Source organism: Bradyrhizobium sp. KBS0727 (genome assembly GCF_005937885.2).
Taxonomy (GTDB): Bacteria; Pseudomonadota; Alphaproteobacteria; order Rhizobiales; family Xanthobacteraceae; genus Bradyrhizobium.
In genome coordinates, this window is sequence record NZ_CP042176.1 from 5,551,720 (window position 1) to 5,566,070 (window position 14,351).

13 protein-coding genes are annotated in these 14,351 nt (G+C 63.8%); 3 read left to right on the forward strand and 10 right to left on the reverse strand.

The window, feature by feature from the left end:
• Positions 1–76: 76 nt before the first annotated feature.
• The gene (gene ftsW, locus FFI89_RS26060; protein ID WP_138830418.1) at positions 77–1,228 is read right to left on the reverse strand and encodes a putative lipid II flippase FtsW; all 1,152 of its coding nucleotides are present in this window, start codon (positions 1,226–1,228) and stop codon (positions 77–79) included.
• A 269-nt stretch (positions 1,229–1,497) separates the two neighbouring features.
• Here ftsW and FFI89_RS26065 point away from each other — a divergent pair, with 269 nt between their 5' ends.
• The 3 genes from FFI89_RS26065 (at position 1,498) to FFI89_RS26075 (ending at position 3,661) form a co-directional block, all read left to right on the forward strand.
• A complete protein-coding gene (locus tag FFI89_RS26065) occupies positions 1,498–1,794 on the forward strand; it encodes a type II toxin-antitoxin system RelE/ParE family toxin (protein ID WP_138830419.1) in 297 nt (98 codons plus the stop codon).
• Positions 1,795–1,802: 8 nt separating this feature from the next.
• The gene (locus FFI89_RS26070; RefSeq protein WP_138830420.1) at positions 1,803–2,111 is read left to right on the forward strand and encodes a HigA family addiction module antitoxin; all 309 of its coding nucleotides are present in this window, start codon (positions 1,803–1,805) and stop codon (positions 2,109–2,111) included.
• Positions 2,112–2,350: 239 nt separating this feature from the next.
• Positions 2,351–3,661, forward strand: a complete 1,311-nt coding sequence (locus FFI89_RS26075) for an ABC transporter substrate-binding protein (protein WP_138830421.1) — start codon at positions 2,351–2,353, stop codon at positions 3,659–3,661.
• 103 nt (positions 3,662–3,764) lie between these two features.
• Here the strand turns inward: FFI89_RS26075 and FFI89_RS26080 are convergent, their stop codons facing one another.
• From FFI89_RS26080 to FFI89_RS26120, 9 genes are all read right to left on the reverse strand, one after another.
• Positions 3,765–4,934, reverse strand: a complete 1,170-nt coding sequence (locus tag FFI89_RS26080; protein WP_138830422.1) for a Gfo/Idh/MocA family protein — start codon at positions 4,932–4,934, stop codon at positions 3,765–3,767.
• A gap of 61 nt (positions 4,935–4,995) precedes the next feature.
• A complete protein-coding gene (gene murD, locus FFI89_RS26085; protein ID WP_138830423.1) occupies positions 4,996–6,396 on the reverse strand; it encodes a UDP-N-acetylmuramoyl-L-alanine--D-glutamate ligase in 1,401 nt (466 codons plus the stop codon).
• A gap of 109 nt (positions 6,397–6,505) precedes the next feature.
• Complete coding sequence (mraY, locus tag FFI89_RS26090; protein WP_138830424.1) at positions 6,506–7,612, reverse strand: phospho-N-acetylmuramoyl-pentapeptide-transferase; 1,107 nt, start codon at positions 7,610–7,612, stop codon at positions 6,506–6,508.
• 166 nt (positions 7,613–7,778) lie between these two features.
• On the reverse strand, positions 7,779–9,161 hold the full coding sequence (murF, locus tag FFI89_RS26095; RefSeq protein ID WP_138830425.1) for a UDP-N-acetylmuramoyl-tripeptide--D-alanyl-D-alanine ligase: 1,383 nt from the start codon (positions 9,159–9,161) through the stop codon (positions 7,779–7,781).
• Positions 9,158–10,618 carry a UDP-N-acetylmuramoyl-L-alanyl-D-glutamate--2,6-diaminopimelate ligase gene (locus tag FFI89_RS26100; protein WP_138830426.1) on the reverse strand — a complete coding sequence of 487 codons (1,461 nt, stop codon included), beginning with the start codon at positions 10,616–10,618 and terminating at the stop codon, positions 9,158–9,160. The genes murF and FFI89_RS26100 overlap by 4 nt, the downstream gene beginning before the upstream one ends.
• A gap of 41 nt (positions 10,619–10,659) precedes the next feature.
• On the reverse strand, positions 10,660–12,411 hold the full coding sequence (locus FFI89_RS26105; protein WP_138830427.1) for a penicillin-binding protein 2: 1,752 nt from the start codon (positions 12,409–12,411) through the stop codon (positions 10,660–10,662).
• Positions 12,408–12,812 (reverse strand): hypothetical protein, encoded by a 405-nt coding sequence (locus FFI89_RS26110; RefSeq protein ID WP_138830428.1) that lies wholly within the window; start codon positions 12,810–12,812, stop codon positions 12,408–12,410. The genes FFI89_RS26105 and FFI89_RS26110 overlap by 4 nt, the downstream gene beginning before the upstream one ends.
• A 2-nt stretch (positions 12,813–12,814) precedes the next feature.
• Positions 12,815–13,810 (reverse strand): 16S rRNA (cytosine(1402)-N(4))-methyltransferase RsmH, encoded by a 996-nt coding sequence (gene rsmH, locus FFI89_RS26115; RefSeq protein ID WP_210249029.1) that lies wholly within the window; start codon positions 13,808–13,810, stop codon positions 12,815–12,817.
• A gap of 309 nt (positions 13,811–14,119) precedes the next feature.
• Positions 14,120–14,350 (reverse strand): hypothetical protein, encoded by a 231-nt coding sequence (locus tag FFI89_RS26120; RefSeq protein WP_138830430.1) that lies wholly within the window; start codon positions 14,348–14,350, stop codon positions 14,120–14,122.
• Position 14,351: the final 1 nt, after the last annotated feature.

The following is a 14,351-nucleotide window of genomic DNA, read 5'->3' on the forward strand; positions in this document are numbered from 1 at the left end:
CCGGCCGGGCTTTTAGAGAGTCTTGCTTAAGATTTGACGTGCCTTTGTTGCAACCTGTTGTGATCCAAGGCCGGTTCTATGCGTAACTGCGCGCCGTGTTGGCATCGTTCATCGATTCCACCTCGGTGCGCGGCCGCAGCCGCGTCAGCGCCAGCATCATGCCGACGCCATAGGCCAGCGAGACGATCGACGAGCCGCCATAGGAGATGAACGGCAGGGTCATGCCCTTGGCGGGGATCAGTTGCAGATTAACCGCCATGTTGATCGCGGCCTGCACACCGAACAGGATGGCGAGACCGGAAGCTGCAAAACGCGAGAACATGTCCTCGCTCTGGTAGGCGCGGAGCAGCGTGCGGATCACGATGAAGGCGAACAGAGCGACCAGCGCCAGACAAAGGATGATGCCGAATTCCTCCGCCGCCACCGCGAACACGAAGTCGGTATGGCTGTCCGGCAGGCTGCGCTTGGCGATGCCTTCGCCGGGGCCAAGGCCGAACCAGCCGCCGTTCCAGAACGCTTCCATCGCGGTATCGACCTGGAAGGTGTCGCCCGAGGCCGGGTTCATGAAGCGCTTGATGCGGCCGGCGACATGCGGGACCAAAAGATAGGCGCCGAACAATCCGGCACCGGCGGCGCCGGCGAGGCCCGCTACCCAGATCATCCGCATGCCGGCGATGAAGAACAGCGCGCCCCACACCATCAGGATCAGCATGGTTTGACCGAAATCAGGCTCCATCACCAAGAGCGACACCAGCATCAGCAGTAGCACGATCGCCATCGAGGTCGCCGGCATTTCCGGCCGCTTGGTCGATTCCGCAAACAGCCACGCCGCCATGACGACGAAAGCAGGCTTTGCGGATTCGGACGCCTGGATATTGACGCCGAGCAGCGTGATCCAGCGCCGCGAGCCCTTGACCTCCGGGCCGAGCGCCAGCGTCGCCACGATCAGAGCGATCGAGACCGCGAACACCAAAAGCGCACTGCGCCGGATCGTCTTCGGTGACATGAACGACACCGCGATCAGCACCATGAACGACGGCAGCAGGAACATCACGTGCCGGCTGAAGAAATGAAAGGGATCGAGCCCAATTCTGGTTGCCACCGGCGGGCTCGCCGCCAGCGACAGGATGACGCCGCCCACCATCAGTACGGAGATCGCGGCAAGCAGCAGCTTGTCCACGGTCCACCACCATTCCGAAAACGGGGTGCGTTGGTCACGGGCGAGCATGGGCATCCCCAAATGGCAGAGGTAGCGCCCATTGGTGGCCGAGGATGGTTTCCAAGAGGTTAATGGGGACGGTAACTTTTGAGGGATACCCGCTCCCTGGTCGCCATAGCCCGGCTTGCTCCGGCCACGTTGCGCCGCCGTTCACACCACTGGCTTAACGCCAGGACGCCCACACGCGATCGCGACGCTCAAAGTTCGCGGAACCCGATCTCGAGCAGCTTGCCTCATGTACCATTGAGTGGTACAAACACTCATTCTGGAGTTGCCAGATGATTGTTGGCTTTCGAGATGGCTGGCTGCGCGCCTTCTTCGTCGAGGATACAAAATCCAGGAAAATTCCTGCTGATCTGGAAAATCGCTTGTTTCGAAAAATCCAGATGATCGACGATGCCGCGACGGATCAGGACTTGCGGGTGCCACCTAGCAATCATTTCGAAAAGCTACGCGGCAATCTGGATGGATTCCACTCCATTCGCGTTAATCAGCAATGTCGGTTGATTTTCCAGTGGGACGGCAGCTGTGGTGAAGCGACCGGCATTTATCTGGACGATCATTCCTATCGGTGAGGTGAACGATGTTGACGACGAAGCGCAAGCCGGCGAGCGTCGGTGAAATTCTGCTTGAAGAGTTCATGGAACCGATGGGTTTGACCCAAGGCGCCCTTGCCAAGGCCATGGGGGTACAGCGCAAGCACGTAAACGAGCTGTGCAACGATCGTCGCACCGTCACCGCGTCCACGGCGCTGATCCTTGCCCGCGTGTTCGGCAATAGCCCGGATTTCTGGCTGAACGTGCAGCGGCGCGGCGATTTGTGGGATGCGATGCATTCGCCCCGCGAACGCGAGCGGATCAAACGCGCTCGGCCACTGAAATCGGTCGCATGATTTGCCTCCCTGGCGTTGAGTCAGCAGACAGAATGGGACGGGCGAAAGCGGTATCCGCGAATTAACGAGGTTTTGCTCCACTGCCCCTATCCGATTTGTCGCGAGCGTCGTTGGCCGAAGGAATTGTTACACACGCCGCCTCCGCAGGCGCGCGTGTTGACTTTCCGGCACAACCACCAAATACTCGCAAAAAAAGCAGAAAAGACGGTCGAAAAGACCGATTAAGTGGGGAGGATACGATGCCGACTTCACGTCGAACGCTGCTGAAGAATTCCGCCGCCGCTGCCGCTATAGCCAGTCTCGATTGGACGCGCGCGCAGGCGCAAGCCGAAACGGTGCGCATCGGCGTGATCTACGACCTGACCGGCCCGTTCGCGGCGGGCGGCTCGGTCGCCTCCGCGGTCGGCACGCAAATCGCGATCGATCTCGTCAACGAGAAGGGCGGCATCGGCGGCAAGTACAAGGTCGCCCCGGTCAACGCCGATTCCCAGAGCAAGCCCGACGTCGCGATCAACGAGGCGTCACGCCTGATCGACCAGGAAAAGGTCGACATCATCAACGGCGTGTATGCGAGTTCGCATGCGGTGCCGCTCGCGGCCAAGGTCGAGCAGCAGAAAAAGATCCTCTGGATCACCACTGCGGTTTCGACCGCCGTGTTCAAGGACAAGAACCTGCAATACGTGTTCCGCGCACAGATTCATTCCGACCAGTACGGCCAGGCCTTTGCCGGCTTCCTCGCCGAACACGCCAAGGCCAAGCTCGGCATGGAGCCCAAGGACGTCAAGGTCGCGCTGATTCACGAAGACGGCCCCTACGGCGTCGGTGTCGCCGCCGCCGACGAGGCGTATGCCAAGGAAGCCGGACTCCAGGTCGTGCTCAAGGAAGGCTATTCCGCATCCGCCCCCGACCTCTCGGTGCTGGTGACCAAGCTCAAGCGCGCCAAGGCCGACGTGATCTCGCACGCCGGATACAATCCCGACATCACCCTGCTGCTGCGCCAGGCGCGCGAGAGCGGCCTCAAGTTCAAGATGCTGTTCGGCAACGGCGCGGGCTACAGCCAGCTCGACAAGCTGCGTGCGGCCTTCGGCGCCGACATCGACAATTTCTGCAATATCGACCCGGTGCCCGCGCAATTGCTCGACGCTTCCAAACTTGCGCCCGGGATCGGCGATCTCACCAAGACCATGGTGGCACGCTACAAGGAGAAGACCGGCGCGACCGACGTTCCACCGCATTGTTCGATGGGCTTCAACCAGACCTGGATCCTGCTCAACAACGTGCTGCCCGTCGCCAAGGAGAAATATGGCGGCTTCGACCCCGATTCTATTCGCAAGGCCGCGCTCGACGTCGACATACCCCCGGGCGGCACAATCCAGGGCTATGGCGTCAAATTCTATCCGCCCGGTACGCCGCTCGCCGGCCAGAACGAACGCTCGACGCCGGTGGTGATGCAAAACGCCGGCGAACATATATCGGTGGTCTGGCCGACCAATATCCAGACCCAGGATCCGGTTTTCCCGCTGCCGAAATCGTCGGTCTACGCCGCGTAGACCTTACCGGTTCTGATTGAATCAGAACCGGGCTCCAGCTTTTGCTTTTGACGCGTTTTCTTGACGTGAACCGCTACGCACTTCACTTGAAAACGCTTTGGCCTCACAGCGTGACGCGACGGCCCTCTTCGGCGGCCCAATAGCCGGCGTAGTTGACCTTGATGGTCTCGAAGGCGAGCGCGAGATCCGAGAGCGGCTGCCGGCCGGTCGCGACGCATTCCATGAAATCCTGGATTTCCTGCAAATAGCCGCGCGTCCATTCCTCCTCGAGGCAGACATATTGCCAGCCGGTCTTGCGATCGACCTTTTCCGTAATGTAGACGCCCGCGAGCTTCTCCTCGCTGGTCTGGTAGCTCATCATGTGCGTGTTCGGCGTGATGTTGGCGAACAGCGCGCCGCTCGAGGTATGGGTCTCGATCAGGTTGCGCACGCCACCCAAAATCATGTCGCCGGAAAACACCGTCGCCTTGGTGCCGTCGGAGAAGGTGACTGACAGCATGCCCCAGTCCTCGACGTCGACCGGATTGGCCTTGAGCACGGTTCGCTCCTCCGGCCGCAGGCATGCCGCGACGTTGCCGACGTCGCAGATCACGCTGGCAACACCGATCGTCTCGCCGCGCGCCTTGGCCTCGACCTGTTTGAGATAAAGTACAGCCGAAAGCGGATGGCATCCCATCCGAATCAGCGAGCCGCCGCCGGTCATCGCCCATTGCGCCGCGTGCGCGGCGTGCGAGCCGCTGTGGCTCTCCTCCCCCTTCATGAAGAGGATTTTGTCCTTGGTGGCCTTGAGTATCTCGACGGTCTTGGTCACCGCCGGCGCGTAGATCCAGTCTTCGGCATACATGAAGAGCTTGCCGGTGCGGTCGATCGCAGCGCGGGTCGCCTCCATTTCCTCGAGTACGCGTTCGTACATCCGCGCCTTCGGCACGTGCCTGCCGATCGGCGCCTTGTCGCCATCTCGCCCGAAATAACCCCCGAACGGCTTTTCGCAGATCACATGCTTGCCGGCCCGCATTGCGTCGACGATCATCGCAGCGTGCAGGTTGGGCGGCGTGCAGATGTCGACGACGTCGATCTCGCCGTCGGCGATCAGATCGCCAAAGCTGCGATACACCGTCGGGATCCGGTGCCGGCGGGCAAAATCCACCACGTGGTCGCCCCGCGCCGCGACGGCTTTGACTTCAACATTCACGCCGTAGACACGTCTGTAGGCGTGCATGTGCAGCTCCGAAACGAAGCCGCAGCCGACCAAACCGATCCTGATCTTCGTCACTGCGAATGTCTCCCCTTGTCGCGGGCAACAATCTTATGTTTTTGTCGGCGGCGATCGGCGATCACACCACCGGCTTGACGCCCGGCATCGCCGTGACCAGGTCGCGAAACGCAGCGCCACGGATTTCGAAATTGCGGTACTGGTCGAATGAGGCGCAGGCCGGCGACAGCAAGACCACCGGATCGGCAAGCCCGGACGCTTCCGCATCACGTGCGGCATTGGCGACCGCCACATCCAGCGTCTGCGAAATCTCGTGCGGCACGTGCGTCCCCAGCGTCCCTGCAAATTCCTGCGCCGCTTCGCCGATCAGATAGGCCTTGCGGATACGCGGAAAGTATTCGGTGAGACTGGTGATGCCGCCGAGCTTCGGCTTGCCGCCGGCGATCCAGAAGATGTCAGCGAAGGACGACAGCGCATGCGCCGCGGCATCCGCATTGGTGCCCTTGGAGTCGTTGACGAACAGCACGTTGCCGCGGCGGCCGACCTGCTCCATGCGGTGCGCGAGACCCGGAAAGCTGCGCAGGCCATTTTGCAACGTCTCGGTGCCGATGCCGGTTGCGAGCGCACAGGCCGCCGCACAAGCCGCATTCTGCGCATTGTGCAGGCCGCGCAGCGAACCGATACCGCCGAGTTTGGCGATTTCCCGGCGCGCACCGCCCGACGCCTGGACGATGACTTCGCGCTCGACATAGATGCCGTCGGGCAGCGGGTTTTTCACCGAGATCCGCACCACGCGCTTGCCCGCCTGGTCGAGCCGGTCGGCGATGTTGCGGGACCAGCCGTCGTCGACGCCGACGATCGACGTGCCCTGCGGCTGCACGCCCGCGACCAGCCGCGCCTTTACCGCGGCATAGTTTTCCAGCGTGCCGTGGCGATCGATATGGTCTTCGCTGACATTGAGCAGGATGCCGACGGAGGGATCGAGCGAGGGCGCAAGGTCGATCTGGTAGGACGACATCTCGATCACATGCACCCGCCCCATCCGCGGCGGTTCCAGCGACAGGATCGCGGTGCCGATATTGCCGCCCATCTGGGTGTCGTAACCCGCGACCTGCATCAGATGCGCGATCAACGCGGTCGTGGTCGACTTGCCGTTGGTGCCGGTGATGGCGACAAACGGCGCCTCCGGCGCGTGACGGCGGCGCTCGCGGCAAAACAATTCGATGTCGCCGATGACCTCGATGCCGGCCTGCCGCGCCATCAGCACCGACCAATGCGGCGAGGGATGCGTCAGCGGCGCGCCGGGCGTCAGGATGAGGGCGGAAAAATTCGCCCACGATACGTTGCGCAGGTCGGCGGTGATGAAGCCGGCCTGTGCGGCCTTGGCGACATTATCGGCCGAGTCGTCGCCCGCGATCACGTCGGCACCGCCGGCCTTCAAGGCGTGGCAACTCGCCAGCCCCGAGCCGCCGAGGCCGAAGACGGCGACCGTCTTGCCCGCAAAGGAAGTGACGGGGATCATGATGGGACTGCCGTCATTCCGGGGCGCGCAACGCGCGAACCCGGAATCTCGAGATTCCGGGTTCGTGCTGCGCACGCCCCGGAATGACAACAGCAGAATTGCACGGGCATCACCGCAGTTTCAGCGTGGAGAGGCCGGCCAGCGCCAGCATCACCGAGATGATCCAGAACCGGATCACGATCTGCGGCTCGGTCCAGCCCTTCTGCTCGAAGTGATGGTGCAGCGGCGCCATCCGGAAGACGCGCTTGCCCGTCAGCTTGAACGACACCACCTGCACGATCACGGAGATGGCCTCGAGCACGAACAATCCGCCGATCACGGCCAGCACGATCTCGTGTTTGACCGCGACCGCGATCGCGCCCAGCATGCCGCCGAGCGCGAGCGAGCCGGTGTCGCCCATGAAGATCGAGGCCGGCGGCGCGTTGAACCAGAGAAAGCCTAAGCCCGCCCCCAGCACCGCACCGCACAGCACCGCGAGTTCGCCGGTGCCGGCGACGTAGTTGATCTGCAGATAGTCCGAGAAAACCGCGTTGCCGGTCAGATATGAGATCATGCCGAAGCTGGCGGCGGCGATCATCACCGGTACGATGGCGAGACCGTCGAGACCGTCGGTCAGGTTCACGGCGTTGCCGGAGCCGACCATCACGAAGGCGCCGAACAGCACGAAGAACCAGCCGAAGTTGAACACCAGTTCCTTGAAGAACGGGATCGCCAGCGAGGTCGAGGACGCATCGCGGCCGAGCCGCACCAGCGCGTAGCAGGCCCCAATCGCGATCGCGAATTCGATCAGGAGCCGCAGCTTGCCGGCAAAGCCGCTATGGGTCTGCTTCGTCACTTTCAGATAGTCGTCGTAGAATCCGACAAAGCCGAAACCGAGCGTCACCGCCAGCACGATCCAGACATAGGGATTGGCCGGATTGGCCCACAGCAGCGTCGCCACCACGAGCCCCGACAGGATCATCAGCCCGCCCATCGTCGGCGTGCCCTTCTTGGAGATCAGGTGCGATGCCGGGCCGTCGGTGCGGATCGGCTGGCCCTTGCCCTGCCGCAGCCGCAGATGATCGATGATCCAGGGACCGAACAGGAACACGAACAGCGCGCCCGTCACCATCGCCCCGCCGGTGCGGAAGGTGATGTAGCGGAAGACGTTCAGGAGCCCGCGGAGGAAGCCAAGACCGGGAACGGTGTTGGAAAGCTCGATCAGCCAGTAAAACATTCAAATGCCCTATCACGCGGCTTGGTTGCGCCGTCTTCAGCGGGAGGCGCCCAGCGCTTGCGCCTTGATAATCGTTTTCGTCCTCAAACCAAGCAAATCCTGGTCATCTCGCAGGCAAGCCTCGCGAATCGCCACGCGAAAACAAGGGGTAGTCAGCCCGGCCAGTTTACGCTTTTGCCTGCAGGGCGGCCAGCAACCTCGGCACAAACTTGTTCACCCAGAACATCTTTTTGCTGCCTTTGACCACCACCACGTCGCCGCCCCGGAGCAGGGCCGCGATTTTCTGCGGATCGAGCGTTGCGGGGTCTTCATGCCAGCCCAGCGCCCGCCCGGCCGGCACCAGGTCATACAGATGACGCATCAACGGGCCGACGCAGTAGATGCCGTCGAGGCCGGGCAGATCGCCCGCGAGCTTGGCGTGATAGGCGGGCGCGTCAGCGCCGAGTTCCAGCATGTCGCCGAGAATGGCGATGCGCCGGCCGGCCGTCACCGGCCGCGCCTTCAGGCTGCCGAGGGCCGCCACCATGCTGGCCGGGTTGCCGTTGAAACTGTCGTCGATCACGGTGACGCCATCGGCCACTTGCTCGACGCCGCGCCCGGTCATGATGCCGACGTGGTTCAATTCCTTCGCCAGCGCCGTCGCATCGAGTCCGGCGGCATGGATCGACGCCAGCGCCGCCAGCGCATTCTGCAGCCGGTGCGGCGCGCCGGGCGTCAGGCTGAACGCCACTTGTTTGCCGTCGACCTGCGCGGTGACGTCCCAGCTTTCGCCCTGCGCGGTGTGGCTCAGCGCCTTTACTTCCGACGCATCCCCAAAACGCTCGACCTTGCCGTTCCACTCCGGTGCTTCGACGTCGGTCGGCAGTACGAGGACGCCGTCTTTGGGCAGGCCAAGCGCGATACTTACCTTCTCGCGGCGGATCGCTTCGAGGCTGCCGAGCTTTTCCAGATGAACCGGCTGCACGTTCACCACCAGCGCCACGGTCGGCCTTGTCAGTTCGCTGAGCCGCGCAATTTCGCCGGTCTGGTTCATGCCCATCTCGACGACCCACACGCTCGCGCTTGGGCTGGCATTGCACAGCGTCAGCGGCACGCCCCAGAAATTGTTGAAGCTGGCAGGGCTGGCATAGGCGTACGGGTAAGCGCCGAGAAATTCCTTGGTGCTGGTCTTGCCGGCGCTGCCGGTGAGTCCGATCACCGGTCCGTCAAAGCGCGCCCGCGCCGCGCGCGCCAGCCCCCACAGGCCGTCGATCAGCGTGTCCTTGACGATCAGCTGCGGGACCTTCACGCCTTCGATCCGGTGCGGCACGATCATCGCCACCGCGCCCGATGCTTCGGCCTTGTCGGCGAACTCCCAACCGTCGCGGGCGCTGGCGAAACTCGAAACGAAGCCGCCGCTCGGCGTGCCGCTCAGCGCCACGAACAGGCATCCCGGTTTTACCAGCCGGCTGTCCTGCGTCACGAAGTCGATCGGCGTATTCGGGAATTCGCCCGATACTCCCAACGCGCGGGCCGCTTCGGCAATCGTCCACAACGGCGTAGCGCTCATGCAACCCTCGCTGCGAGCGCGGCCGCCACCGCCTCGTGATCGCTGAAATGCAGAACCTTGTCGCCGACAATCTGCCCGGTCTCATGGCCCTTGCCGGCGATCAGCAGCGCGTCGCCGGGCTGCAACGCGGAGATGCCGGCCCTGATGGCTTCCGTGCGATCGCCGATGTCGTCGGCGCCTTTCGCTTCGGCCAGGATAGCGGCGCGGATCGCGTCCGGATTCTCGCTGCGCGGATTGTCGTCGGTGACGATGACGTGGTCGGCGTTGTCGGCCGCGATCGCACCCATGATCGGGCGCTTGCCGGCGTCGCGATCGCCGCCGGCACCGAAAATCACGACCAGCTTGCGCTTCGCATAGGGCCGAAGCGCCTGCAGCGCCTTCGCCAGCGCATCCGGCTTGTGCGCGTAATCGACGAAGATCGGTGCGCCGTTATGTTCGCCGACCCGCTCCAGCCGCCCCTTGGCGCCTTCGAGATGTGCCAGCGTTGCGAACACCGCAGCAGGCTCGCTGCCGGTGCCGATCGCGAGGCCCGCAGCGACCAGCGCGTTCTCGATCTGGAATTCGCCGACCAGCGGCAACTTGATCATGTGCTTGTGGCCGCGATGTTCGAGCACGAGCTTTTGCGCAAAACCTTCGACGGTGGCCTCGACAAGACGAATGCCCTCGCCTGCGCCATCCGCGTTGCGGCCGACCGCCATGATGCGCAGATTTTTCCCGCGCGCGACGTCGATCACTTCCGGCGAACAGTCATGATCGGCCGAGATCACGGCAACACCACCGGGTGGAACGAGATCGCGGAACAGCCGCAGTTTTGCGGCGAGGTAATGCGCGACGTCAGGATGATAATCCATGTGGTCGCGCGAGAGATTGGTGAAGCCGCCGGCAGAGATGCGCACGCCGTCGAGCCTGAACTGGTCGAGCCCGTGCGAGGACGCTTCGAACGCCAGATGCGTGACGCCGTCGGCGGTGATTTCGTCGAGTTGCCGGTGAAGCGCGATCGGATCCGGCGTCGTCAGCGAGCCGTAGACCGTGCGCTTCGGCGAAACCAGCCCGATGGTGCCGATGCTGGCGGAGGCGTAACCGAGCCGCTCCCAGATCTGGCGCGCAAATGCTGCGACCGAGGTCTTGCCGCTGGTGCCGGTCACCGCAGCGATCGTCTTTGGCTGCCCCGGATAAAAACGTGCCGCCGCCAGCGCCAGCGCGCGGCGCGGATTGGCGGTGACGACAAACGGTATGCGACGATCGCCCGGCGGTGCGTGATCGCAGGTGACCGCAACCGCGCCCGCGGCAATCGCCGCATCAATGAAACGCGAACCGTCGGTCTTGCTGCCGGCGAGAGCGAAGAACAGGTCGCCCGGCTTTACCGCGCGGCTGTCGACCGCAAGGCCATTGACGTCGAGTGCTGCCGCCTGCGGCTCGATCGCAGCGTCGTCGCTGAAGAGGTCGCGAAGTCTCATGGTCTTCCAGTCCGGCCGGCGCAGCTCGCCCCCGGTAGGGATTACTGGGTTGTCTTCGATGCCGCAAGAATAAGGCGGTCGGACGGCGGCAGATCGAACCGCGGTTCGATGCCCAAAAGCGGTCCGATGCGGGCGATCACTTTGCCGCCGGTCGGCACCGCGTTCCAGCCCGAGGTGATGAAGCCGTGGGTTTCCGGCAGCGCCTTCGGCTCGTCCAGCATGACCAGGAGCTGATATTGCGGGTTGTCGGCCGGGATGATCGCGGTGAAGGAATTCAGCACCTGCTTCTTGGAATAGCGCCCGCCCACGACCTTTTCGGAGGTGCCGGTCTTGCCGCCGATATAATAGCCCTTCACGTCGGCCGACTTGGCGGTTCCGATTTCGGCGTTCAGCCGCATCAGGTAACGCATCTTCTCCGACGTCTCCGGCTTGATCACGCGCTTCGCCATCGCTTTGGCTTCTTCTTCCGAGCGCTTGAGGAAGGTCGGCGGGATCAGCAGGCCGCCGTTGACGACGGCGTTGATGCCCATCACCGCCTGCAGCGGCGCCACCGCGATGCCGTGACCGAAGGAAATCGTGATGGTGTTGAGCTCGCTCCAGCGCTTCGGCACGATCGGCGAGGCACTCTCTGGCAGTTCGGTGCGCAGCCGATCCATCTGGCCGAGCTTCTTCAGAAACGCCTTGTGCGCCTCGACGCCCTGCGCCATCGCGATCCGCGCGGCGCCGACGTTGGAGGAGAAGGTGAATACTTCCGCCAGCGTGATCGAGCGGCCGAGCGGATGGGTGTCGTGGATCGCGAACTTGCCGAAGTGCAGCGCGCCGCGCGCATCAAAGAGCGAGTTCAGCGTCGCCTTGCCGGAATCGAGCGCCATCGCCAAGGTCAGCGCCTTGAAGGTGGAACCCATTTCGAATACGCCCGTGGTCAGGCGATTGATGCGGTCGGGATCGTGCGCCTCTTTCGGATTGTTCGGATCGAAATCCGGCAGCGACACCAGCGCCACGATCTCACCGGTCCGGACGTTGGAGACGAGGCCCGAGGCGGCCTTGGCCTTGTACTTGTCTTTTGCCTTAAGGAGCTCGTCGCGCAGCGCGTGCTCGACGCGCAGGTCGACCGACAGTTCCACCGGCCGCTGCAGCCGGTCGGTGGCGAAGCCGGCGCGGTGCAGATCGGCCAGACCGTTGGTGTCCAGCCACTTCTCCATTCCGGCGATGCCCTGGTTGTCGATATTGACCAGGCCGATCAAATGCGCAACTTCGGCGCCGGTCGGATAGACGCGCTTGTTCTCGCGCAGGAATCCGATACCGGGAATGCCGAGACGATGGATGTCCTGCTGCTGCTTCGGCGTGATTTCACGCTTCAGCCAGACGAAACCCTTGCGCGACGACAGGCGGTCGCGCACTTCGATGGTGTCGAGGTCCGGCAATGTCGCGGTTAAAAGTTCGATCGCCTCGTCCTTGTCGATGATGCGGCGCGGCTCGGCAAACAGGCTCGGTGCCTTGACGTCGGTGGCCAGCACCTCGCCGTTGCGGTCGACGATATCGGGCCGTGCCGTCGCGATCGCGTCCTGCGAAGCGGTGCGGCGCGCGCCATGACTGTCGGCGCCGACAGCAAACATCACCAGACGTCCGGCGAGGATGGCATAGACGCAGGCAAACGCCAGAATTGCCAATCCGACGCGGGCGCGGGCCTTCGCGGCGCGATCGACATTGCGCCCGTACAGCAGGCTGCGGATCAGCCGCTGCCGCCACGGCTCGGCCGGCTTTCCCGTGGTGGTGCGTGTCCGGTCGGTCATTGCTGATCTCCCGGCCGATTTGCCGGTGCCGGCACCGATCCGGTCACGGATTGTGGGTCGGCGGTAGCCTCGATGGTGTTGATCATCGCGCCGATCGGGTCGGGAGCGCCCGGCCGCGCAAAACTCGGCGGCCGCTCCGGCAGGTTCTTCAGGGTATCGTATTGCGTGGCGTTCAACGGCTTCAGCCCGAGATAGCGATCGGCAAGGCCTTGCAGCCGGAGCGGCGCATCGAGCTTGGCCCATTCCGCGCGCAGCGTCGCGATGGCGTCGCGCTGCTCGCGGATTTCCGCGTTCAGCCGCAGCACGCGCTCGACGCGCGCGGTCGATTCCATCTTGATCCGGTAGACGTAGGCCGCCGCGAACACCAGCATGCCGATGACGAGAAGATGGATGACGCGCATGGTCAGCCCCCCCTCATCACGTCGGCGAGCACGGGCCATGCCGGCAGCGCGTCCGCCGCATGCGCGGGCGCCGCGGTGCGCTCGGCGGCGCGCAGTTTTGCAGAGCGCGCGCGTGGATTGGCGGCAACCTCCGCGTCGCCGGGCGTAACCGGGCGTTTGGTCAGAATCCGGAAGCTTGGTGCCGTCTGCGCCACTTCCGGCAAATGCCGCGAGCCGCCGCCGGTCTTGCCGCGCGCGTTGAGGAAATCCTTGACGATGCGGTCTTCCAGCGAATGAAACGACACCACGACCAGCCGTCCGCCCGGCTTCAGCACGCGTTCCGCCGCCGCCAGCGCCAGATGCAATTCGTCGAGCTCGGCGTTGACGAAAATCCGCAAGCCCTGAAACGTCCGGGTCGCCGGATGGATCTCGTTCGGCTTGGAATGAACCACCTTGGAGACGATATCGGCCAGCGCCTGCGTGGTCGTGATCGGCGCTTCCTTGCGCGCGGCGACGATGGCGCGGGCGACGGCGCGCGAATAGCGCTCTTCGCCGAAGATGTAGATGATGTTGGCGAGATCGGCCTCGGAGGCCCTTGCCACCACATCCGCCGCGGTCGGACCGTCATGGCCCATCCGCATGTCGAGCGGACCGCCGAGCCGGAACGAAAAACCGCGCTCGGCCTGGTCGAGCTGCATTGAGGAAACGCCGACGTCCATCACGACGCCATCCACCCTATCGACCCCTTGCGCGGCGCAGACGTCGTCGAGATGGGAAAAGCGGTCTTCGACCAGGGTCAGCCGGCCGCCCGAGCGGTCGACGAGATCGAACCCGCCGGTAATGGCTGACCGGTCGCGGTCGATGCCGATAACCCGGGTTCCCGCGATATCGAGGATCGCGCGGCTGTAGCCGCCGGCGCCGAAGGTCGCGTCGACGTAAATGCCGCCGTCATGGGGGGCGAGCATCTCGACCGCTTCGCGGCCGAGAACGGAGATATGACGCGGCGCAGCCGGGGTCATGCGCCGACCTCTGGCGTATCCCAGTAAGGAAAACGGAATTTGGACACGAACGGGCCCATTGCGCCTCGAATCTCTGCGCTTCGCCGGGCTTTCCCGGCTAAAAAGCCGCCGTGAGGCGCGTTCGCCATTCCCCGCCCCGGCCCGCCAACCCTGACTTCCGGACGGAATTTGCTGGGTTGCCATGGCATTTCGAGCGTGAAAGAGGGCCTCTGCCGTCCCCAAAACCGGTTCGGCTCTTCACCACTTAGTAACGGCACTTAGCGTTAAGAAAGCGTTGATGAAGGCTAGCGGGTTTGGCGCAGTTTGCAGTCACGTGCCGGTGACCTCGGGCACCTCGGAACGGGTGACCTCGGACACCCGGAACGGGTGGCCTCGGGCAGCCTGAACGCCGGTGATGCACCCCGCACACAGTCCGGCAAAATGCGAGGCGGAACGGGACTGCCGGATTGCGCCGACAGCAAGGTAAAGGAATAGTAAACGCTGTTCATTTTTAGCGTTGCTGTCTTTCGTTGCCGTTCTCCTGCCCGGTTTGAGTTTCAAA

Bases quoted from the DNA above. Each gene is read 5' to 3' on its own strand.
- ftsW (WP_138830418.1), bottom strand. From the start codon at position 1,228: ATGCTCGCCCGTGACCAACGCACCCCGTTTTCGGAATGGTGGTGGACC.
- FFI89_RS26065 (WP_138830419.1), top strand. From the start codon at position 1,498: ATGATTGTTGGCTTTCGAGATGGCTGGCTGCGCGCCTTCTTCGTCGAG.
- FFI89_RS26070 (WP_138830420.1), top strand. From the start codon at position 1,803: ATGTTGACGACGAAGCGCAAGCCGGCGAGCGTCGGTGAAATTCTGCTT.
- FFI89_RS26075 (WP_138830421.1), top strand. From the start codon at position 2,351: ATGCCGACTTCACGTCGAACGCTGCTGAAGAATTCCGCCGCCGCTGCC.
- murD (WP_138830423.1), bottom strand. From the start codon at position 6,396: ATGATCCCCGTCACTTCCTTTGCGGGCAAGACGGTCGCCGTCTTCGGC.
- mraY (WP_138830424.1), bottom strand. From the start codon at position 7,612: ATGTTTTACTGGCTGATCGAGCTTTCCAACACCGTTCCCGGTCTTGGC.
- murF (WP_138830425.1), bottom strand. From the start codon at position 9,161: ATGAGCGCTACGCCGTTGTGGACGATTGCCGAAGCGGCCCGCGCGTTG.
- FFI89_RS26100 (WP_138830426.1), bottom strand. From the start codon at position 10,618: ATGAGACTTCGCGACCTCTTCAGCGACGACGCTGCGATCGAGCCGCAG.
- FFI89_RS26105 (WP_138830427.1), bottom strand. From the start codon at position 12,411: ATGACCGACCGGACACGCACCACCACGGGAAAGCCGGCCGAGCCGTGG.
- FFI89_RS26110 (WP_138830428.1), bottom strand. From the start codon at position 12,812: ATGCGCGTCATCCATCTTCTCGTCATCGGCATGCTGGTGTTCGCGGCG.
- rsmH (WP_210249029.1), bottom strand. From the start codon at position 13,810: ATGACCCCGGCTGCGCCGCGTCATATCTCCGTTCTCGGCCGCGAAGCG.